This window comes from Corynebacterium sp. 335C (genome assembly GCF_053525695.1).
The window spans coordinates 694,480-715,083 of sequence record NZ_JASTTB010000001.1 but is presented as its reverse complement, the minus strand read 5'-3'; the positions used below and the strand labels follow the sequence as shown (position 1 = coordinate 715,083).

Genomic DNA, 20,604 nt, shown 5'->3' with positions numbered 1-20,604 from the left:
ACCCGACATGGCACCGAACCGCACCCCGTCCCCCGAACGCCGCCACGCGCTGCGCGGCCCGATGATCGTCCGCGGCGATGAGAGGGGCGATTCGGCCGACCGGTCGACGACGGACTCCCGCCTGCTGGGCCGCCAGCCGCACACGGACTGGCTGCACACGGACACGTGGCGGGTGCTGCGCATCCAGAGCGAGTTCGTCGACGGCTTCGGCGCGCTCGCCGAGCTGCCGATGGCGGTGACGGTCTTCGGCTCCGCGCGGGTCAAGGAGGACCACCCGTACTACGAGACGGGCGTGGAGCTCGGCCGGGCCATCGCGAAGGCGGGCTACGCGACGATCACGGGCGGCGGCCCGGGCCTGATGGAGGCCCCGAACCGCGGCGCGTGGGAGGGCGAGGGCCCGTCGGTCGGGCTGGGCATCGAGCTGCCGCACGAGCAGCACCTCAACGAGTGGATCGACCTGGGCATGAACTTCCGCTACTTCTTCGTGCGGAAGACGATGTTCCTCAAGTATTCGCAGGCGTTCGTGTGCCTGCCCGGCGGCTTCGGCACGCTCGACGAGCTGTTCGAGGCGCTGGTCATGGTGCAGACGGGCAAGATCACGAAGTTCCCGATCGTGCTCATCGGCACGGAGTTCTGGGGCGGGCTGGTCGACTGGATCTGCACCCGCCTGGTCGACGAGGGGATGATCTCCCCGTCGGATCCGGATCTGCTGTTCGTGACGGATTCGGTGGACGAGGCGATGACGCACATCCTCCACAACCACGAGGACTACCGCCGGGCCGCCGAGGAGGAGGCGACGCGGGCGGCGCTCGCGGAGGCGCATCGCGACGGCGACCGCGGCCTGCTGGACCGGAGGTGAGCGTGACGACGGGATCCGCCCCCGGCCCCGGACCGGACGCCCCCGGCGCGGGCGGCGGGGCCCCCGCGTCCGGCGGCGCGGCGACCACCCCCGGCGCGGAGGTCCCCGGAACGGCGACCGCCCCGTGCTTCTACCGCGACGGGGCGCTGCCGGCCGTCATGGCCATCGTCAACCGCACCCCGGACTCGTTCTACGACCGCGGCGCGACCGCCGAGCTTGACCCGGCCCTGCGCAGGGCCGACGAGGTCATCGCCGCCGGCGCGACGGTCATCGACGTCGGAGGGGTGAAGGCCGGCCCGGGCGACGAGGTCGGCCCGGCCGAGGAGATCGACCGCGTGGTGCCGACCATCGCGGCGATCCGGGAGCGCCACCCGGACGTGCACGTCAGCGTGGACACGTGGCGGGCGGAGGTCGCGGAGGCGGCCATCGCCGCCGGCGCGGACCTGGTGAACGACACGTGGGCGGGCGCCGACCCGGAGCTCGTGGAGGTCGCGGGCCGCCATCGCGTCGGCTACGTGTGCTCCCACACCGGCGGCGCCGTGCCCCGCACCCGTCCGTTCCGCGTGCACTACGACGACGTCGTAGCCGACGTCCTGGCGGAGACGACACGCCTGGCGGAGCGCGCCCTGGACTGCGGCGTGCCGGCGGACCGGATCCTGCTGGACCCGACGCACGACTTCGGTAAGAACACGTTCCACGGCCTGGAGCTGCTGCGCCGCGTCGACGAGCTCGTCGCCGCCGGCTACCCGGTGCTCATGGCCCTGTCCAACAAGGACTTCGTGGGGGAGACCGTCGGCCGCGACCTGGAGGGCCGGGTGACGGGGACGCTGGCGGCGACGGCGTGGTGCGCCTCCCGGGGCGTCGCCATGTTCCGGGTCCACGAGGTGCCGGAGACCGTCGACGTGCTGCGCATGATCGGCGCCATCCGCGGCGACGTCGCCCCGGCGGCGACCGTGCGGGGGCTGCAGTGACGGCCCCGTCGGACGCCGCGGCGCGCGCCGCCGGCGGCGCGGGGGAGGACGCCGCCGGCCGCGCCGACTCCCGCCGTGCAGGCGATGCGCCCTCCGTCGCCGTCGTCATCCCGGCGCTGGAGGAGGAGGCGACGGTCGCCTCCGTCGTCGCCGCCGCGATGCCGCACGTCGCCACCGGGCTCGTCGACCACGTGCTGGTCGTCGACTCCGACTCCGCCGACGCCACCGCGCGGCGGGCGGAGGAGGCGGGCGCCCGCGTCGTGAACTGGCGCGACGCCGGCCACCCGGCCGTCGACGGCGTCGACCCGCTCCCCGGCAAGGGCGAGGCCCTGCACCGCGGCCTCGCCGCCGCCGTCGCCGCGGGCGCCGACATCGTGTGCTTCCTCGACGCCGACGTGTCCAACACCGGCGACGACTGGGTGCCGCGCCTCGTCGCGCCGCTGCTGGGCACGTGGGATGACGCGGAGCCGGTGCGCCTGGTCAAGGGCCACTACCGCCGGGACCTCGACGGCGACGTCGGCGGCGGCCGCGTCACGGAGCTCACCGCCCGGCCCCTGCTGACGGCCCTGCGCCCGGAGCTCGCCGACGTCCGCCAGCCGCTGGGCGGGGAGTACGCCGCCCGCTGCGACAGCCTGGGACGGCTGCGCTTCCCGGTCGACTACGGCGTGGAGATCTCCCTGCTCATCCAGATGAACGACCGCTGGGGCCGCGGCTGCATCGCCGAGGCCGACCTCGGCGCCCGCCGCCACCGCAACCGGGATCTCGCGGACCTGGGCCCCATGGCCCACCAGGTCCTCGCGGGCGCCCTCGACGCCTGCGGCATCACCGCATCCGACGAGCTGGCGCGGCGCGCCGGCGTCGTGCGCCCGCCCCTGTTCGGCGGTGCCGCGGACGCCGGGCCCGCCGTGCCGCAGGAGCCCGGGGAGGCGGCGCGATGATGGTGTTCCTCGTGGTCACGGGCTACGTCCTGCTCGTTCCCGCCCTCGCCGTCGCCCTGTGGTTCGCGCTGACGGCGCTGGTGCCCGGGCACCGATCAAGCGGAAAGGACTATCATGGTCATCGAGGGCCCGATGGCGCGGACGATGGCGCCTGCGCCGGGCCGGAATCGAATTGAGGAGCAGGACACATGGCAGCGATGAAGCCCCGTACCGGTGACGGCCCCCTGGAGGCGGTCAAGGAGGGCAAGAAGATCGTGATGCGGGTTCCCGCCGACGGCGGCGGCCGCCTGGTGGTCGAGCTCACCCCGGACGAGGCGAAGGAGCTCGGCGAGGCCCTGTCCGCCGTCGGCGAGTAGCAGGACCCGTCCCCGCATCGGCCCGGCCGGCGCACCCCGCGTGCTCCGGCCGGGCCGATGCGCGTCCCGGGCGCGCCGCCGCCCGCGCCACTTCCCGCCGCGCCGCGGGGATCCGGGGGCGGGGCCGGGGCGGTGGGCGTCGTCACGCGAAACCCCGCCGCGGGTGCCCCCGGGCGCGGACCCCGGGGAATGATCCGGGGGTGCCCCGCGTACGATGGGGTGATCCGCGCGGACCCGCCGCGCCACCCGACCATCCCCAGAGGAGGGCAATCCGCGTGCTCGCCGACATCATCGACGTCCTCGCCGACCCGATCGACGGCTCCCCCCTGTCCCAGGGCGACCCCGACTGGGCGACGCTCAAGTCGGAGACCGGGCACAGCTACGATGTCGCCCGCCAGGGCTACGTCCCCCTCGCCGGCGGCGCGGGCCTGCGCTACACCGGCGACGACGCGAAGATGATCGCCGCCCGCGAGGCGTTCCTGTCCGGCGGCCACTACGGCCCGTTCGTGGAGGCCGTGACCGGCAACGTGCAGGACGTGCTGGACGACGCGGGCGTGGCGGACGACGACGCGCCGGTCATCTGCGAGGTCGGCGCCGGCACGGGCTACTACCTCGCCCACACCCTCGACGGGGTGGCGAACTCCCGCGGCGTCGGCATCGACGTGTCGGTGCCCGCGGCGAAGCACCTGGCGAAGTGCCACCCGCGCGTCGGCGCCGTCGTCGCCGACGCGTGGTCGCGGATGCCGCTGCGCGACAACTCCGTCGACGCGCTGACCGTGGTGTTCGCGCCGCGCAACGCGGAGGAGTTCGCCCGCGTCCTCAAGCCCGGCGGCCAGGTCGTCGTGCTCACCGCCGCGCAGGGCCACCTCGGCGAGCTGCGCGCCCCGCTGGGCATCATCGACGTGGAGAAGGGCAAGGTGGAGCGCATGATCCACCAGGCCGAGGGCCACCTCGTGCCGGTCGGCGAGCCGGAGCTGGTGGAGTTCCCGATGACGCTGGACCAGGACGCCATCGCCGCGCAGATCGGCATGAGCCCCTCCGCGCGCCACATCCACCCGGAGGTGCTGGCGGAGCGCATCGCCGCGCTGCCGACGCAGATGACCATCACCGGCCGCGCGCACGTCACGCGCCTCGGCCGCGCCGCCGACGCGTAGGTCGCGCGGCTCCTTCCGCGCATCGCGCGCGTGACGACGGGCCCCGCCCCGGCTCCATCGCCGGGGCGGGGCCCGTCGCCGTCCCCGGCCCGCGGGTCGGCGCCCGCGGTGCGGTGCGTGGGGGACGGCCCCGGGAGGGCGGCCTGCGGGACCGGCGTGGGAGGCCGGGCCCGCGCCGCTACCGGCGCGTCAGCGTCCAGGGCGCCCCGCCGGCGGCGAAGAGCCGCAGGGCGAACATCTCGGCGCCGTCGTCGGCGACGATCTCCACCGCCGACCGGTCGACGACCAGCTCCAGGTGGTGCGGCGCCCCGCCCGGCCGCGGGCGCAGGTCCACCGCCCGGACGTCGCCGAACGGGTTGGGGCGCCCGGCCTGGGTGCGGCGCACCTCGGCGCGGTCGCCGGACAGGCGCACCTCCAGCCCGGTGCCCGCCCCGTCGGCCAGCAGCAGCGCGCCGTCCCCGTCGAAGCCGGCCCGCAGGACGCCGGCGCGGGAGCCGTCGTCACGCACGGGAAGCTCATCGTCCCCGGGGAGGATGGGCCGCTGGAGGAGCCGTCCGTCGGCGAGCTCGAGTTCGCGTGCGGCGGTGAGGCAGTGGAGCCATCCCTCGGTGGCGGAGGTGGGGTGGTCGTCCTCGTCGGGCAGGCCCATCCAGCCCAGCAGGATGTGCCGGCCGGTGCCGGCGAAGACCTGCGGGGCGTAGAACTCGAAGCCGCGGTCGAGCTCCCGGAACGGCTCTTCGACGGCGAAGACGGGATCGTCGCCGTCGCGGCGCAGCGTGCCGACGAGGTAGCCGCACTGGTGCCGGTTGCGCAGCTCGTCGCCGTCCTCGGCGCGGATGCCCTGCGGGCACAGCAGCAGCACGGCGCGGCGGGCGCCGGTGACCGCGTCGTCCATGAGCAGGAGGTTCGGGCACTCCCACATGTAGCCCGCGGGCGCGGGGCCGTCGACGACGAGGCGCCGGGCCGGGCCCCACGTGCGGCGGTCGGGGGAGCGGTGCACGACGACGGCGCCGCCGAGCTCCCCGGTCTGGGCGCCGAGGATCATCGCCCAGCCGCAGCCGCCGGAGGCGTCGGCGGGGTCGTCTGGGGCCGCGCCATCCGCGTCCGCCGCGTCCGCATCGCCCGGCTCCGCCCACGGGTCCGGGATGACCTGCGGGTCGCGGTAGTGGGCGGTGAAGCCGGGGGCGGGGCCGTCGACGAGCGGGTTGCGCGGGTCCTTCGCCGCCGACGGCTCCGCCGCGCCCGGCTCACCGGCCGGTCCCGCGAACGCGAGGCACTGGGCGGTGCCGCGGCCCGAATCGTCGTCGCCGACGTTGCCGGTGAAGAACAGCTCGGCCGTCGCCGCCGGGGCGTCCGCGGCGGTGATGGCGTCGGCCGGCACCGCGCAGCCGGAGAAGCAGCCATCGCGGTCGTAGCCGTCGTCCGGCCGCAGCGCCGGGCCGTGGTGCGTCCAGTGCACCAGGTCGGGGGAAGTGGCGTGGCCCCAGCCGATGCGCCCGTCCGGCGACGGCCAGTCGGGGTCGTGCTGGAAGCGGGCGTGCCAGACGCCGCCGTCGAGCAGCAGCCCGTTCGGGTCGTTCATCCGCCCGGTCGGCGGGGTGAGGTGGAACGTCGGGCGCAGGGGCTCGCGGGCGTCGGTCATGCCTCCGGTATAGCGGAGCGGCGCCGGGCGGCCCTGCCCCCGCTCGCCCGTCCGGCGACCGCGCCCGCCGCTACTCCTTCACCTCCGTGGCGTGGATCTGGTCGTCGAGGTCCTCGGGCGCGAGATCCGCGTCGGAGAACTCCTGCGTCAGCGGCAGGTGCAGCTGCAGGTCGGTGCCGGGGCAGATCTCGATGACGCCGGAGCGCAGCGTGAAGTCCAGGACGTGGCCGCCGCCGGTGCGGTCGTCGTCGAGGAAGTGGACGTGGCAGCCGGGCACGCCGATGCCCTTCTCGTACACCGGGGTGCGGAAGCCGGCGATGACGCCGCGGACGTCGCGGAAGTCGACGGAGGCGTCCGCGCCGGTGGCCTCGACCATCTTCGGGTAGGGCCTGGCCTGCTTGACGACGGTCCTCGTCCGCACCTCCTCGAACTCGCCCGTGATGCGCAGGGCGTACATGTAGTTCTGCGAGGGGATGAGGGAGTCGATGAAGGGGCCGATCTCCGCGCGGGTCATGGACCGCGGGGTGTCGCGGACGATGTGCGGCACGAAGTTCGTCACCACCGTGTACGGGCTGCGCTGCGACATGTCCGCGCGGGTGGCGGAGCCGTCGCCGCGCAGCTGCCAGCACACGCCGTCGACGATGATCATCACGCCGTCCAGCCCGTCGAACGTGCCGAGGCCGAAGTTGCCGTGGCCCAGCAGTTCGCCGACGGTCATCTCGCCGTCGTAGATGCCGTCGAGCAGCGCGGTCATCAGGGAGTTCTGGAAGAAGACGTGTCGGGTGCCGGGAAGGTCGGCCATGGCAGCCACGCTACCGGCGCGCGCCGCGCGTGACCTGCGCCGTTGCGCCGGTTGCGGGAAGTTGCGAGGGGGGGGGCTTAGCGACGGTGCCCGCCGCGGCCGCTGCCCCGCCGACGGGGCCCGAGCCCCGCCCCGCTACCGTCGGGGCATGCCCGATCGCAGCCTCGGCCGTCGTCGCCTCGCCGCCCAGGGGCTCCTCGACGCCCCGTGGGCGACGCCGGCGGACGCGGTGCGCGCCTTCGGCGTGATGCAGGGGCAGGACCTGGGCAGCGTCGTCGCCTCCGCCGCGCTGCGCTCGACGGGCCGGGTCGCCGACGTCCTCGCCGCGATGGACTCCGGGGAGCTCGTCCGCGGCTACCCGATGCGGGGGACGGTCTTCCTCGCCGCCGCGGAGGATCTGCGCTGGGTGACGGAGCTCTGCGCCTCCGGCTCCCGCGCCGCACGGCGCCGCCGGGAGGAGCGGCATCCGGACTTCCATCCGGAGCGCGCCGCCCGCATCCGCGGCGACGTCCTGGACCGGGCCGCCGCGCCGGGCGGCGTCAGCCGGTCCGGGTACCGCGAGGTCCTGCGCGACCACGGCATCGAGGGCCGGGGAAGCACCGCGTACTGGCTGCTCCACGACATGCTCGTCGACGGCGACCTGGTCTACGGCCCCTGGAACGGCGTGGACCAGAACCTCGTGCCCGGCGCCGGCGCCCTCGGTCCGGGGCTTGAGGGGCGTTACGACGGCAACCGCCCCGCCGCCGTCTCCGACCTCCTCGCGCGGTACCTGCGCACCCGGGGGCCGGCGACCCTGGACGACTTCGCCTGGTGGTCGAAGCTGCCGCGGGCGGAGATCCGCGAGGCCGCCGCGCTGCTGCCGGACGACGTCGTGCGGGCCCCGGAGCCGGGGGAGCGGGGCCGCGCGGCGGGCGCGTCCGGCGCACTCCGGGCATCCGGTGCCGACGGTCTGTGGCAGGCGGCCGACCTGGAGGACCGCGCCGCGGAGCTCGACCGCGCCGCCCGCGGCGGCCTGCTGCTGCCGGCGTTCGACGAGTACGTCCTCGGCTACCGCGACCGCCTGTTCGCCATGGACGCCGCCACGCACGACCACGTCGTGCCCGGCAACCGCGGCATCTTCCGCAAGACCGTGGTGGTGGACGCGGTGGTGCGCGGGTCGTGGACCCGGACGGGCGCGCCGGGCCGGCGGCGCCTCGACGTGGAGGCGTCCGCGGTGGTGCCGAAGGCCGCCTGGCCACGGCTGCGCCGCCGCTTCGCGGAGTTCCCGTTCCTCGTCGACTGACGCGATCCCGCCCCGGGCGGCCCGGCGGCCCGCGACTCCGTGGCTCGCGGCGCGGCCGCCCCGGGACGCGCGAAGCCCCCGCCGGGCCCCGGTCAGGGGGGGCCGCGGCGGGGGCCGTCGTCACGCGAACACGCGATGCGCGCGCACGCGGTGACCTGCGCTACTGCAGCGAGCGGTAGACCTCCACGGTCTGCTCGGCGATGGTCTCCCAGCTGAAGACGTCGATGGCGCGCTGCTTGCCGCGCTCGCCGATCTCCTTCGCCTTCGCGCGGTCGGCGACGACCTTGTTGACGGCCTCGCCGATGGAGCGCTCGAAGCCCTCCGGGTCGTTCTCGTCGTAGTGGACCAGCGTGCCGGTCTCGCCGTCGACGACGACCTCCGGGATGCCGCCGACGTCGGACGCGACGACCGCGGTGCCGCACGCCATCGCCTCCAGGTTCACGATGCCCAGCGGCTCGTAGATGGACGGGCACACGAACACGTCCGCGGCGGTGAGGATCTCCTGCAGCTTTTCCTTCGGCAGCATCTCCTGCACCCAGATGATGCCGTCGCGCTCCGCCTGCAGGTCCTTGACCAGCTGCTCCGTCTCCGCGGCGATCTCCGGGGTGTCCGGGGCGCCGGCGCACAGCACCAGCTGCACCTCCGGGTCGAAGTGCGCAGCGGCCTTCACCAGGTGCGGCACGCCCTTCTGGCGGGTGATGCGGCCGACGAACGCCGCGATCGGGCGGGACGGGTCGACGCCGTAGTCCTTCAGCACCGACCAGCCGTTGGCCTCCACCGACTCCTCCCAGGTCGGGCGGGGACGCCACAGCTCCGTGTCGATGCCGTTGAGCACCACGTGCACCCGCTCCTCCGGGATGCGCGGGTAGGCGTCCAGGATGGCGCCCTTCATGCCCTGCGACACCGCGATGACCGCGTCGGCGTACTCCATGGTGTTCTTCTCCGACCAGGAGGACACGTCGTAGCCGCCGCCGAGCTGTTCCCGCTTCCACGGGCGGTGCGGCTCCAGCGAATGGGCCGTGGCGACGTGCGGGATGCCGTGCAGCAGGCCCGTCAGGTGGCCGCCGAGGCCCGAGTACCAGGTGTGGGAATGGACGACGTCCAGATCGTCCGACGACGCCGCGGCCATGCGCAGGCCCGTCGACAGCGTCTTGATGGCGGGGTTCGCGTCGGCCAGCTCCGGGTCGACGCCGTGGACGTGGGTGCCCGCCTCGTCGCGCGGGGCGCCCATGCAGTGGACGTCGACGTCGACGCCGTCGAGCCCCCGCATGAAGCGGGTCAGCTCGGTGACGTGCACTCCGGCGCCCCCGTAGATTTCCGGCGGATACTCTCGGGTCATCATCGCAACGTGCATGGCCCAAGCCTATCCGCATTCCGGGGGTGGCGCCGGGGCGGGGGAACGGCGGGGAAAGCCCCCGTCCCCACGGTTTTCCCCCGCGGGGGGAGGCGCGGATCTCCCCCGGCGAAGCGGGCGAAACGACAGTAGGTTGGAGGACATGATGAGCAAACGGCATGTCCTGTCCATCGTCCTCGCCGGCGGCGAGGGCAAGCGCCTGTTCCCGCTCACCGCGGACCGTGCGAAGCCCGCAGTGCCCTTCGGCGGCTCCTACCGCCTGATCGACTTCGTCCTGTCCAACCTGGTCAACGCCGGCTTCACCAAGGTGTGCGTGCTGACCCAGTACAAGTCCCACTCCCTGGACCGCCACATCTCCCAGGCGTGGCAGCTGTCCGGCATCACCGGCCAGTACGTCACCCCGGTGCCCGCCCAGCAGCGCCTGGGAAAGCGCTGGTTCACCGGCTCCGCCGACGCCATCCTGCAGTCCCTGAACCTGGTGTACGACGAGGCCCCGGAGTACGTCATCGTCTTCGGCGCCGACCACGTCTACCGCATGGACCCCGACCAGATGCTGGACGCGCACATCGCCTCCGGCGCGGGCGTCACCGTCGCCGGCATCCGCGTGCCGCGCGAGGAGGCCACGGCCTTCGGCTGCATCGACGCGGACGAGGACAACAAGATCACCCGCTTCCTGGAGAAGCCGGCCGACCCGCCGGGCACCCCGGACGACCCGGAGGTCACGTTCGCCTCCATGGGCAACTACATCTTCTCCACGAAGACGCTCATCGACGCCATCATCGAGGACTCCAAGAACGAGGACTCGGACCACGACATGGGCGGCGACATCATCCCGATGCTCGTCGAGCGCGAGCAGGCCTACGTCTACGACTTCAACGACAACGACGTGCCGGGCCAGACCGACCGCGACCGCGCCTACTGGCGCGACGTGGGCACCATCGACGCCTTCTACGAGGCGAACATGGACCTCATCAGCGTCCACCCGGTGTTCAACCTGTACAACAAGCGCTGGCCGATCCACACGTTCTCCGAGGAGAACCTGCCGCCGGCGAAGTTCGTCCAGGGCGGCATCGCGCAGGCGTCCATGGTCGGCGCGGGCACGATCGTCTCCGGCGGCACGGTGCGCAACTCGGTGCTGTCGACGAACGTCATCGTGGAGGACGGCGCGACGGTCGAGGGCTCCGTCATCTTCCCGGGCGCCCGCATCGGCCGCGGCGCGGTGGTGCGCCACGCCATCCTGGACAAGAACGTGGTCGTGCCGGACGGCGCGGTCATCGGCGTGGACACGGAGAAGGACGCCGAGCGCTTCAAGGTCAGCCCCGGCGGCGTCGTCGCCGTGGGCAAGGGCGAGGTCATCTAGCCTCCCCGTTCGCCTGACGACGGGCCCCGCCCCGCGCGCATCCCGCGCGGCGGCGGGGCCCGCGGCGTATCCGGCACCGGGTCGCCCGGGAGGGGCGCGGTCCCGGGCGGGGCGCGGTCGCGGGTGACCCGGGCGGGGCGCCGCCGTCTCCGGGGTCCGCCGCGGGGGCTTCGCGCCGGCGCCCGCGCGGACCCGCGCTCGTGTTGCGGGGGAGGGGAGGGGGTCCTAGCATGAACGGTTACCGACGTTCACGAGCGGCCGCGGGAACCCCCGGCCGGGGGACGTCCGGCACAGGAAGCATCGAACCGGAAGGTGTGAGCACATCCCCATGAGCGACGAGACGATCCAGGCCACCGCCGGAGCCGGCGACGGGACGCTGCGCGGCCGGAGGGTCGGCATCCTCGCCGGCCGCGGCGTGGAGCAGGTCGAGCTGACCGGCCCGGCCGAGGCGGTCCGCGCCGCCGGCGGCGAGGTCGCGATCATCTCCTACGGCCCGGGCGCCGAGGAGGGCCGCTTCCAGGCCATGGAGTCCGACTGGGAGAAGTCGGACGTCTTCGAGGTCGACGTCGTCGCCGCCAACGCGAAGCCGGAGGACTTCGACGCGCTGGTGCTGCCGGGTGGCACCCTCAACTCCGATGCCGCGCGCATCGACGCCGACGTGGTGGAGTTCGTCCGCGCCTTCCACGGCACGGGCAAGCCGGTGGCGGCCATCTGCCACGCCCCGTGGGTGCTCATCGATGCGGGCATCGCCTGCGGCCGCCGCATGACCAGCTACATCGCCCTGAAGAACGACCTGATCAACGCCGGGGCGGACTGGGTGGACGAGGAGCTCGTCGTCGACGGCAACCTCATCACCTCCCGCAACCCGGGCGACCTGGAGGCGTTCTGCTCCGCGGTCGTCGAGGCCGCGGCGAACTCCGGCAAGTAGGAGCCCGCGCACGACGACGGGGCCCGGCCCGCGCACCATGCGCGGCCGGGCCCCGTCGTCACGCCCCTAGAGCTTGCGCAGCACCACGGCGCCCGGGCCCAGCGGCACGCGGGCGACCAGCGCGTCGTCGAGGCCGCGGAAGGCCTCGTCGGCCTCGGCGAGGGCGGCGGGCACGCCGTCGTCGCCGCGGTAGTCCAGGCCTGCGATGATGAGCGCTCCGCCGGGGCCGAGCAGCGGCCACGCCGCCTCGCGCACGGCGGCGACCTGGTCGGCGGGCACGTCGGCGTAGATGAGGTCGTAGTTGCCCGGCGCCAGGCGGCCCATGACCTGCAGCGGCCGCGCCGGCATGAAGCGGTAGCGGCCGGTGCCGATGCCGGCGGAGCGGAAGGCCTGGCGGGCGAGCTTCTGGTGCTCCGTGTCGGGGTCGATGCACGTCAGGTGCCCGTCGTCCGGCATGCCGGCGAACAGGTGCAGGCCGACGATGCCGGCGGCCGGGGTGATGGCGATGACGGCGGGGCCGCGGCCCTCCTCCTGCCCGCGGGCGGGGGCGGTGGCCAGGGAGGCGAGCATGGCCAGCAGCTCGCCGTCGGCGGCGTCGGGCGCGGGGATGCCGTATTCGTCGGCGTCGACGCGGGCGGCGGCCAGGGCGTCGCCGACGGCCGCGGTGGCCTCGGCGTGCGCGCGGAGGGCGTCGTGGGAGGATGCAGCGGAGTCGGTCACGCCCCCAATGTAGGACGCCCTTCCCCGCGCGGAGGGAGACCCGCCGGGACGCATCGGGGGAGATCGCGCGGGGTTTCGCCCCGTGTGTCACACGCGCCCCTCCGGGGCTATCGCGCCACAGGGGTTGCCGTCCGGACCCCCGCCATGCGGGATGTTTTTCTCAGTGAGACTTCAGGCTACGATGATCGCCAACCTATCCGGTTGATGGAGGATGGTCCGCATGGACGACGACAGGACGACCGCGGCCGCCGATGACGGCGCTGAGGCCGACGTAGCCCCCCTCACGGGCACCGAGGCCTTCGACGCGGGAACGGGCGAGATGCCCTCCTGGGCGGAGCTCGTCGAGCAGCACGCCGACGGCGTCTACCGCCTGGCCTTCCGCCTGACCGGCAACCGCCACGACGCGGAGGATCTGACGCAGGAGACGTTCATGCGCGTCTTCCGCTCCCTGAAGTCGTACCGCCCGGGCACGTTCCAGGGCTGGCTGCACCGCATCACCACGAACCTGTTCCTGGACATGGTCCGCCACCGCCAGACCATCCGCATGGAGTCGCTGCCGGAGGACTACGACCGGGTGCCGGGCACGGCGCCGACGCCGGAGCAGGCGTTCGCGGACGCGAACCTTGACCCGGACCTGGACGCCGCCCTGGCGGAGCTGAAGCCCGAGTACCGCGCCGCCGTCGTCCTGCGTGACGTGGTGGGCCTGACGTACGAGGAGATCGCGGAGACCCTCGGCGTGAAGATGGGCACCGTGCGCTCCCGCATCCACCGCGCCCGCACCCAGCTGCGCGCCTCCCTGGAGCGCGCGGAGCGCGTCCGGGCCGCCGCGGAGGCGGAGAAGATCGGTATCGTCTAGGCCATCGGACCCGGTTCGCACGCGACGGAGGAGGTGGCGCCCATGGTGGGATTGCATGACGACGGCCCCCGCCCCGGCGCCGCCCCGCACATCCGCGGCGCGCACGGCCCGGCCGACGGCTACGGCGACGCCTCCCGAGATGGCGGCTTCGCCGCCGACCGCCCCGCCCCCGGCGGCGACCCGTGGTCGGAGCGCTTCTCCTCGACCGACCACCTGTGCCACGAGGCCGTGGCGGCGTTCGTCGACGGCGAGCTGAGCCAGTCGGCCGTCCGCCGCGCGCAGGCGCACCTGATGCAGTGCCCGGAGTGCCGCCGCGAGGTCGCCCGCCTGCGCGAGGCGGCCCGCCGCCTGCGCCGCGACTCCGGCGAGCTGCGCGTCCCGGCCCACCTGCGGGCCTACCTCGCGTCGTTCGACGAGGACTCGGTGCCGGTCAACGGCCCCGACGCCAGACACCTGTCCTCCCGCCCGCCGGAGGACCTGACCGCGGCGGTCGAGGGCCTGTGGCGCCAGGCCCGCCGCGCCTGGCGGCGCTCGTGAGCGACGCCGCGTTCCGCCGCCCGCCCGGCGTCGACGGCGGCGTCGATCCGCGCCACCGCGGGCCCGTGCCGGACGACGACGTCATCGCGGGCGTGCCCGCCGGCCCGTCCGACGCGACGGCGGCGGCGTTCGGGCCGGGCCCCGGCGACCCGCGCTCCGGGCTGCAGCCTCACCCGGCGGAGTGGATCCCCGCGCGGGAGGATTCGGGGGACCCGCGGGACCCGTCGTCACGCGACTACGACCCGTGGGCGGACCCGGCGACCCGGGCCCGCACGGGCGACCCCGCGGTGGCGCGGGAGGAGCGTCCGGAGCCGCCGCGGCCGGAGGCGCCCCGCGTCGACGTCCGGGAGGCGGTGCTCGGCCGCGTCGTGCCGTGGCGCATGCTGGCGCTCGGCGCCGCCGCCGTGCTGGCGCTGGCGGGCGTCGGAGGCTACGTCGGCGGGCGCCTCGGCGGCTGGGACCTCTCCAACGGCCGCAAGGTCGAGCTGGAGCAGCACCCCGGGCCCGCGGGGGACCCGACGGCCATCGGCGCCATCGCCGATCGCGTGCAGCCGGCGGTGGTGTCGGTGCAGGTCGGCGACCCGTTCGGCGGGGCCGGCGGCACGGGCTCGGGGTTCGTCATCGACGAGCGGGGCCACATCCTGACCAACAACCACGTCGTCTCGGCGGCGGCCGCGGACCCGAACCTGCCGGTGCGGGTGCGCTTCGGCGACGCGGGGGAGCCGCGGATGGTGCCGGCGCGCATCGTCGGCCGCGACACGATGACGGACCTGGCGGTGCTGAAGGTCGACGACGTCCGCGGCCTCACGGTCGCGGCGCTGGGGGATTCGTCGGCGGTGCGCGTCGGCGACCCGGTGCTGGCGATGGGCTCGCCGCTGGGCCTGGACCGCACGGTGACGTCGGGGATCGTCTCCGCCGTCAACCGCCCGGTGCGGCTGTCGGGGGAGGGCACGGACACCGACGGCGCCGCCGACGCCATCCAGACCGACGCGTCCATCAACCCGGGCAACTCGGGCGGGCCGCTGGTGGACGCGCGCGGGGCGGTCATCGGCATCAACACGTCCATCTACTCGACGTCGGGCGGGTCGCAGGGCATCGGCTTCGCGGTGCCGGTGAACACGGCGGTGCAGGTGGCGGAGCAGCTCATCACCGAGGGCCGCGCCCGGCACCCCGCCATCGGGGCGACGTCGGCGACGGTGGCCTCCGGCGACGTCATCGGCGCGCGGGTGGCGACCATCGTGCCCGGCGGCCCGGCGGATGCGGCGGGGCTGATGGAGGGCGACGTCATCATCGGCCTCGGCGACCGCCCGGTGCGCTCCTCCGACGAGCTGATGGTCGCGGTGTGGACCGCCGGCGCCGACGCCCCGGTCGACGTCCACCTGCTGCGCGAGGGCCAGCGCCTCACCTTGCCGGTCACCCCGGAGCTGGGGTAGGCGCGGGGCGCGGCCCGGGGAGTCCCGACCCGGGGACTGCGGCGGCGCGGGCGGCGGACTAAGGTGTTCGGCGTGTTCTCCAACGTCGGCTGGGGGGAAATCATCCTCCTCCTCATCGTGGGCCTGATCCTCATCGGGCCGGAGCGGCTTCCGAAGCTCATCCAGGACCTGCGGGTCTGGGTGGAGGCCGCCCGCCAGGCGATCGCGAATGCCCGGGAGAGCCTCGACGGCGAGTTCAAGGACGAGCTGGAGGAGTTCCGCAAGCCCCTCGGCGAGCTCGGCGACCTGCGCCGGCTGAACCCGAAGACGGCCATCGCCCGCACGCTGTTCGACAACGACGACACCTACCTCGACCTGCTGACGGGCAAGCCGCTCGCCGGCGGCGGTGGCGCCGCGGGCGCCGCGGCCGCGAAGGCGGCGGGCGCCGGGAAGTCCGGTTCCGCGGCCCCGGGTTCGGCGAACTCCGCGGCGGCCGCCCAGGATCGGGCCCGCCAGTCGGCGGACATGGTCTCCCGCGGCCAGGACGCCGCCCGCGCCCGCCGCGAGGGCGCCGGCTCCGACGCCGCGCAGGGCACCGCCCGCCCGGTGCAGCAGGGAGAGCGCCACGGCGACCCCGGCGGATCCAGCTGGGTCAGCGACGACGTGCTGTAGCCGCGGCCGCAGCTGCGGAACGCGGAACGCGGGACCGCAGCCGTAGCCGCGCCTGACGCGGGCCCCGCGAATGACATGACGACGGGCCCCGGCCGGATGGGATTCCGGCCGGGGCCCTCGTCATGTGCGCGCCCCGTCGGATGCGGCGGAGCCGCGGGAGCTAGTGGTGGTGGTCGTGCTCGTCGGCCTCGCCGCTCAGCACCGGCGCCGGGTCGAGGGAGGCCAGGATCTCGGCGGCCGGGGCCTCCGAGCAGCCGCGGTAGCCGGTGCCGGCCCAGAGGTTGATGTTTTCCGCGTCGCCCTCGGCGCCCGCGGCCGTGCGGATGGGCGACGTCAGGTAGTGGACGTGCGGGTAGGCCGCCGGGGCGGCGTCGTCATGCGCGTCGGTGAACGCGTTGGCCAGGGCGCGGGCGGGGCGGCCGGAGAAGCAGCGCGTCATCACCGTCGGGCGGTCGCCGGCCAGCAGCGCCTCGCGGTGGGCGGGGCGGGTGCCGGCCTCCTCCGCCGTCAGCAGCAGCGTGCCGACGGCCACCGCCGACGCCCCCGCCTCGATGAGCGCGGCGGCGTCCCGCCGGCAGCAGACGCCGCCGGCGGCGATGACGGGCACGTCGACGGCCCCGGCGACGGCGGCGACGACCTCGGCGGTCTCCGCCTCCGGGGCGTCCGCGCCGACGGCGAAGGTCGACTGGTGGCCGCCGGCGCCGGCGCCCTGGGCGACGACGACGTCCGCGCCGGTGTCGGCCGCCGCGCGGGCGTCGCCGGCGTTCGTCACCGTCACGCCGACCAGGGAGCCGGCCTGGTGCAGGCGCTCCACGTCGCAGACGGCGGGCAGTCCGAAGGTGAAGGTCACCAGGTCGACGGGCCGGTCCAGGCCGGTGAGCAGCGCGATCTTGTCCTGGTAGCCGTCGTCGGACCACTCCGGCAGCGTCGGCAGATCGACGCCGGGGAAGGCGTCCGCGAGGCGGTCGCGGTACTCCGCCCAGCCGCCCGGGGAGTCCTCGCCGGGGACGAAGACGTTGACGCCGAAGGGGAAGTCGCCCAGCAGGTCGCGGGTGGCGGCGATGGCGTCGCCGAGCGCGGCGGGGGAGAGGTAGCCCGCGGCGAGCATGCCCAGCCCGCCGGCGCGCGTGACCGCGGCGACGAGCCCGGGGGTGGTGGGGCCACCGGCCATGGGGGCGCCGACCAGCGGCAGCGGGCGCTCGAGGCGGCCCGGCAGGGGCGTGCGGGCCGCGGCGGTGTCGACGGACGCGAAGGCCTCGGCGTCGTCGTCGAAGTCGGTGGGCAGTCCGTGGGTGTCGGTCATGACTCCGACGGTAGCGTGCCCGGCCCGCCGCATCAGCGACACCCCCTCGCGATTGCGCAGGGAGGGGAAACGACCAGGTCCGAGACTTGGCCGCGCAGGCGTCGGGGTGCTTCCGGCGCTTGGCCAGGCAGGCGCCGGGGTGCTTCCGTCCCCCGGCCCCGGATGGCCCCGCGCGCGCCGCCACGCACGGAAAACCGCCCCGGCCGGTGCGCGGAGGGCGCCCGGCCGGGGCGGTGGACGTCGTCAGGCAATGAAGCGGACGACGGGGAGGATTACCTGCGCGTGACGCCGAGCCCCAGGGACTTGCCCGCGAGGGACTCGCGGCGCACGTACAGCTTGTCGGCGATGGCGCGCAGCGCCGCGCCGGCGCCGGACTCCGGCTCCGACAGGACGATGGGCGTGCCGGCGTCGCCGCCCTCGCGCAGGCGCACGTCCAGCGGCACCTGGCCCAGCAGCGGCACCTCGGAGCCCGTCAGGCGGGTCAGGCGGCGCGAGACGACCTCGCCGCCGCCGGAGCCGAAGAGCTCCATCTTCGAGCCGTCGGGCATCTCCATCCACGACATGTTCTCGATGACGCCCGCGATGCGCTGGCGCGTCTGCGCGGAGATGGTGCCGGCGCGCTCGGCGACCTCCGCGGCCGCCATCTGCGGGGTGGTGACGATGAGGAGCTCCGCGTTCGGCACCAGCTGCGACACCGAGATGGCGACGTCGCCCGTTCCCGGCGGCAGGTCGAACAGCAGCACGTCCAGGTCGCCCCAGAACACGTCCGCGAGGAACTGCTGGATGGCGCGGTGCAGCATCGGGCCGCGCCACACCACCGGCGCGTTGTCGTCGACGAAGTGGCCGATGGAGATGAGCGACACGCCGTGCGCCTGCGGCGGCATGATCATGTCGTCGACCTGGTGCGGCTTGTCCGTCGAGCCCATCATGTGCGGCACGGAGTGGCCGTAGACGTCGGCGTCGAGCACGCCGACTGCCAGGCCCTTCGCCGCCAGCGCGGCGGCGAGGTTGACGGTGACGGAGGACTTGCCGACGCCGCCCTTGCCCGACGCCACCGCGAACACGCGGGTGGTGCTGTTGGCCTGGGCGAACGGGATCACCGGGTCGGCGGAGGAGCCGCGGACGGCGTCGCGGAACGCCTTGCGCTGCTCGTCGTTCATCACGTCGGTGCCGACGGTGACGGCGCCGACGCCGTCGATCCCCTTCAGCGCTTCCTCGGTGCGCTCGATGAGGGTGTTCTTCATCGGGCAGCCGGCGATGGTGAGGTAGATGTCCACCGCCACGTCGTCGTTGTCCGAGATGTCGATGGACTTGACCATGCCGATCTCGGTGATGGGGCGCCTGACCTCGGGATCCTCGACCTGTGCGAGGGCGGTCCGGACCTGGGCTTCAGTAATCGTTGACATCACGGCCAATCCTAGCGCCCTACCCCCGCCGACCAGTACTAACCATGCCCTTGCCTGCGGGTAATGGCGTTCATCGCCGATGTCGCGGGGGTGCTTGACGACGGGACCCGCGCGGCGGCGCGGCCCATGTGCGCCGCGCACGGCGGGGATGCCGCGGGCGGGGCCCGTCGTCACGCGGGCGCGCGGGCGCGCGCGGGCGGCGGCGTCAGTCGCGCTCGCGGTCCCGGTCGCGATCCCGGTCGCGGTCGTCGGCCTCGTACAGCTTCTCCTCGATGCGGTGCAGCACGTCGGTGAGGTCGTCGAGCTCGCGGCGGAGGTAGTCGCGGGTGACGGCGTCGCCGACGGCGGCGCGGACGCCGGCGATCTCGCGGGCGAGGAACTCGGTGTCGGCCTTCGTCTCCGCGGCGCGGCGGCGGTCCTCCGCGGCCAGGGCGCGGTCGCGGTCCTCCTGCCGGTTCTGGGCCAGCAGGATGAGCGGCGCGGCGTAGGCGGCCTGGGTGGAGAACGCCAGGTTCAGCAGGATGAACGGGTACGGGTCCCAGGACCACGCCCAGCCGCCGACGTTCAGCGCGATCCAGACGACGACGATGATGGTCTGGAACGCCAGGTACTTGCCGGTGCCCAGGAAGCGGGCGACGCGCTCGGCGATCTCGACGAAGCGGTCGCCGTCGAAGTCGATGAGCTTGCGGCGCTTCGCGCCGGTGACGGGGGTGCCCAGGTCCAGGCGGCCGGCGTGGTCGCGGCGCTCGTCGATGTGGTCAGCCATGGCGGGTGTCCTCCTCGCCGGGTCGGATGCCGTCCTCGCGCCAGTCCTCCGGCAGCATGTGGTCCAGCAGGTCGTCGACGGCGATGGCGCCGAGCAGGTGGCGCTGGTCGTCGAGCACCGGGCCGCAGACGAGGTTGTAGGTGGCGAAGTAGCGGGCGGCCGTCTCGTGGTCGTCCTCCGCGTGCAGCGGCGGCAGGTCCGGGTCGAGGATGCCGCCGATCTGCGTCGACGGGGGTTCGCGCAGCAGCTTCTGCAGGTGGACGCAGCCGAGGTACTTGCCGGTCGGGGTGGCCGTCGGCGGGCGGACGACGAAGACCATGGAGGACAGCGACGGCGGCAGCTGCGGGTCGCGGCAGTGCGCCAGGGCCTCCGCCACGGTGGTGGTGGGCTGGAGGATGAGCGGCTCCGACGTCATGAGGCCGCCGACCGAGTCGGGGGCGTGGTCCATCAGGCGGCGCAGGGTCTGCGACTCCTCGGGCGCCATCAGCTCCAGGAGGACGTCGGCGCGGTCGGTGTCCAGCTCGTGCAGCAGGTCCGCGGCGTCGTCGGGGTCCATCTCCTCGAGGATGTCGGCGGCGCGCTCGATGGTCAGGTCCTCCAGCAGCTCCGTCTGGTCGTCGTCCGGCAGCTCCTGGATGATGTCGGCAAGCAGCACGTCGTCCATGGCGGCGGCGATGCGGCGGCGGCGCTCCGCCGGCAGGTCGGCCATGGCGTTGGCGACGTCGGCGGGGCGCATCTCGTGGAACTCCGCGATGAGCTCCGCGTCGGCGGAGACGGGCGCGGTGTCGGCGCCGAGGCCGTGGACGTGCTTCCACTCCACCTCGGTCATGGTGCGGCGGCCGCGCAGGCCCTTCTTCGGGCCGAGCGCGGCGACGCGGGAGGCGACCCAGTCGCGGGTGCGGGTGCGCTCGAGCTCCAGGTCGGTGATCTCCTGCGGCACGCCGTGCAGGTGCTCCAGGTCGGGGTCGTCGACCTGCACCTTCATGCCGACGAGGTCGCCGATGACCGTCATCTCGCCGGGGCGGGTGCGGAACTGGCGCATCGAGACGGTGGAGGTGGTCAGCAGCACCTCGTGCGGCTCGAACGCGGCGACGCGGAGGATGGGGAGGAACACGCGGCGCTTGTCGGTCATCTGCACCACCAGGCCCAGCGCGCGGGTCGGCGCGCCGGAGGGGCGGAGGCGGATGACGACGTCGCGGACGCGCCCGATGGTGTCGCCGTCGGGGTCGCGCACCGGCATTCCGGCGAGGCGGCCGACGTACACGCGGGAAATCGTCATGAACGCG

The 20,604-nt window shown here is 74.6% G+C and carries 21 protein-coding genes; 13 read left to right on the top strand and 8 right to left on the bottom strand.

Going from position 1 to position 20,604, the window contains the following annotated elements; genetic code table 11:
* Positions 1–7: 7 nt before the first annotated feature.
* From QQS41_RS03015 to QQS41_RS02990, 6 genes are all read left to right on the top strand, one after another.
* Complete coding sequence (locus tag QQS41_RS03015; protein WP_448851207.1) at positions 8–859, top strand: LOG family protein; 852 nt, start codon at positions 8–10, stop codon at positions 857–859.
* A gap of 158 nt (positions 860–1,017) precedes the next feature.
* Positions 1,018–1,830: a dihydropteroate synthase gene (folP, locus tag QQS41_RS03010; RefSeq protein ID WP_448851953.1), complete on the top strand. Its 813-nt coding sequence runs from the start codon at positions 1,018–1,020 to the stop codon at positions 1,828–1,830.
* The gene (locus QQS41_RS03005; RefSeq protein WP_448851206.1) at positions 1,827–2,768 is read left to right on the top strand and encodes a glucosyl-3-phosphoglycerate synthase; all 942 of its coding nucleotides are present in this window, start codon (positions 1,827–1,829) and stop codon (positions 2,766–2,768) included. The genes folP and QQS41_RS03005 overlap by 4 nt, the downstream gene beginning before the upstream one ends.
* Positions 2,765–2,944, top strand: a complete 180-nt coding sequence (locus QQS41_RS03000) for a hypothetical protein (RefSeq protein WP_448851205.1) — start codon at positions 2,765–2,767, stop codon at positions 2,942–2,944. The genes QQS41_RS03005 and QQS41_RS03000 overlap by 4 nt, the downstream gene beginning before the upstream one ends.
* A gap of 12 nt (positions 2,945–2,956) precedes the next feature.
* Positions 2,957–3,124, top strand: a complete 168-nt coding sequence (locus QQS41_RS02995) for a DUF3117 domain-containing protein (RefSeq protein WP_448851204.1) — start codon at positions 2,957–2,959, stop codon at positions 3,122–3,124.
* Between the two features lie 275 nt (positions 3,125–3,399).
* Positions 3,400–4,278 (top strand): methyltransferase domain-containing protein, encoded by an 879-nt coding sequence (locus QQS41_RS02990; protein ID WP_448851203.1) that lies wholly within the window; start codon positions 3,400–3,402, stop codon positions 4,276–4,278.
* A gap of 178 nt (positions 4,279–4,456) precedes the next feature.
* Here the strand turns inward: QQS41_RS02990 and QQS41_RS02985 are convergent, their stop codons facing one another.
* Both QQS41_RS02985 and budA read right to left on the bottom strand, forming a co-directional pair.
* Complete coding sequence (locus QQS41_RS02985; protein ID WP_448851202.1) at positions 4,457–5,920, bottom strand: glycoside hydrolase family 32 protein; 1,464 nt, start codon at positions 5,918–5,920, stop codon at positions 4,457–4,459.
* 70 nt (positions 5,921–5,990) lie between these two features.
* Entirely contained in the window at positions 5,991–6,722 is a 732-nt protein-coding gene (gene budA / locus QQS41_RS02980; RefSeq protein WP_448851201.1) for an acetolactate decarboxylase, read from the bottom strand.
* 148 nt (positions 6,723–6,870) lie between these two features.
* Between budA and QQS41_RS02975 the strand changes: the two genes are divergently transcribed.
* Positions 6,871–8,004, top strand: a complete 1,134-nt coding sequence (locus QQS41_RS02975) for a DNA glycosylase AlkZ-like family protein (RefSeq protein ID WP_448851200.1) — start codon at positions 6,871–6,873, stop codon at positions 8,002–8,004.
* A gap of 160 nt (positions 8,005–8,164) precedes the next feature.
* On the opposite strand, the gene glgA is transcribed toward QQS41_RS02975, so the two are convergent.
* Positions 8,165–9,358: a glycogen synthase gene (glgA, locus tag QQS41_RS02970; protein WP_448851199.1), complete on the bottom strand. Its 1,194-nt coding sequence runs from the start codon at positions 9,356–9,358 to the stop codon at positions 8,165–8,167.
* 142 nt (positions 9,359–9,500) lie between these two features.
* Between glgA and glgC the strand changes: the two genes are divergently transcribed.
* Positions 9,501–10,718 (top strand): glucose-1-phosphate adenylyltransferase, encoded by a 1,218-nt coding sequence (glgC, locus tag QQS41_RS02965; protein WP_448851198.1) that lies wholly within the window; start codon positions 9,501–9,503, stop codon positions 10,716–10,718.
* A gap of 328 nt (positions 10,719–11,046) precedes the next feature.
* Complete coding sequence (locus QQS41_RS02960) at positions 11,047–11,646, top strand: type 1 glutamine amidotransferase domain-containing protein (RefSeq protein ID WP_448851197.1); 600 nt, start codon at positions 11,047–11,049, stop codon at positions 11,644–11,646.
* A gap of 66 nt (positions 11,647–11,712) precedes the next feature.
* On the opposite strand, the gene QQS41_RS02955 is transcribed toward QQS41_RS02960, so the two are convergent.
* Positions 11,713–12,366: an O-methyltransferase gene (locus QQS41_RS02955; protein WP_448851196.1), complete on the bottom strand. Its 654-nt coding sequence runs from the start codon at positions 12,364–12,366 to the stop codon at positions 11,713–11,715.
* A 220-nt stretch (positions 12,367–12,586) separates the two neighbouring features.
* On the opposite strand from QQS41_RS02955, the gene sigE reads away from it, so the two are divergent.
* From sigE to tatB, 4 genes are all read left to right on the top strand, one after another.
* Positions 12,587–13,222, top strand: coding sequence for an RNA polymerase sigma factor SigE (sigE, locus tag QQS41_RS02950; protein WP_448851195.1), 636 nt, complete (start codon positions 12,587–12,589; stop codon positions 13,220–13,222).
* Positions 13,223–13,264: 42 nt separating this feature from the next.
* Complete coding sequence (locus QQS41_RS02945) at positions 13,265–13,759, top strand: zf-HC2 domain-containing protein (RefSeq protein ID WP_448851194.1); 495 nt, start codon at positions 13,265–13,267, stop codon at positions 13,757–13,759.
* Positions 13,756–15,192 (top strand): S1C family serine protease, encoded by a 1,437-nt coding sequence (locus tag QQS41_RS02940; RefSeq protein WP_448851193.1) that lies wholly within the window; start codon positions 13,756–13,758, stop codon positions 15,190–15,192. The genes QQS41_RS02945 and QQS41_RS02940 overlap by 4 nt, the downstream gene beginning before the upstream one ends.
* 72 nt (positions 15,193–15,264) lie before the next feature.
* Positions 15,265–15,843: a Sec-independent protein translocase protein TatB gene (tatB, locus tag QQS41_RS02935; RefSeq protein ID WP_448851192.1), complete on the top strand. Its 579-nt coding sequence runs from the start codon at positions 15,265–15,267 to the stop codon at positions 15,841–15,843.
* A gap of 160 nt (positions 15,844–16,003) precedes the next feature.
* On the opposite strand, the gene QQS41_RS02930 is transcribed toward tatB, so the two are convergent.
* The 4 genes from QQS41_RS02930 to QQS41_RS02915 form a co-directional block, all read right to left on the bottom strand.
* Entirely contained in the window at positions 16,004–17,146 is a 1,143-nt protein-coding gene (locus tag QQS41_RS02930) for an NAD(P)H-dependent flavin oxidoreductase (RefSeq protein ID WP_448851191.1), read from the bottom strand.
* Between the two features lie 272 nt (positions 17,147–17,418).
* Positions 17,419–18,552, bottom strand: coding sequence for an Mrp/NBP35 family ATP-binding protein (locus QQS41_RS02925; protein WP_448851952.1), 1,134 nt, complete (start codon positions 18,550–18,552; stop codon positions 17,419–17,421).
* A gap of 205 nt (positions 18,553–18,757) precedes the next feature.
* A complete protein-coding gene (locus tag QQS41_RS02920; protein WP_448851190.1) occupies positions 18,758–19,318 on the bottom strand; it encodes a DUF1003 domain-containing protein in 561 nt (186 codons plus the stop codon).
* Positions 19,311–20,597 (bottom strand): magnesium transporter MgtE N-terminal domain-containing protein, encoded by a 1,287-nt coding sequence (locus tag QQS41_RS02915; RefSeq protein ID WP_448851189.1) that lies wholly within the window; start codon positions 20,595–20,597, stop codon positions 19,311–19,313. Before QQS41_RS02915 ends, QQS41_RS02920 begins: the two co-directional genes overlap by 8 nt.
* Positions 20,598–20,604 lie beyond the last annotated feature (7 nt).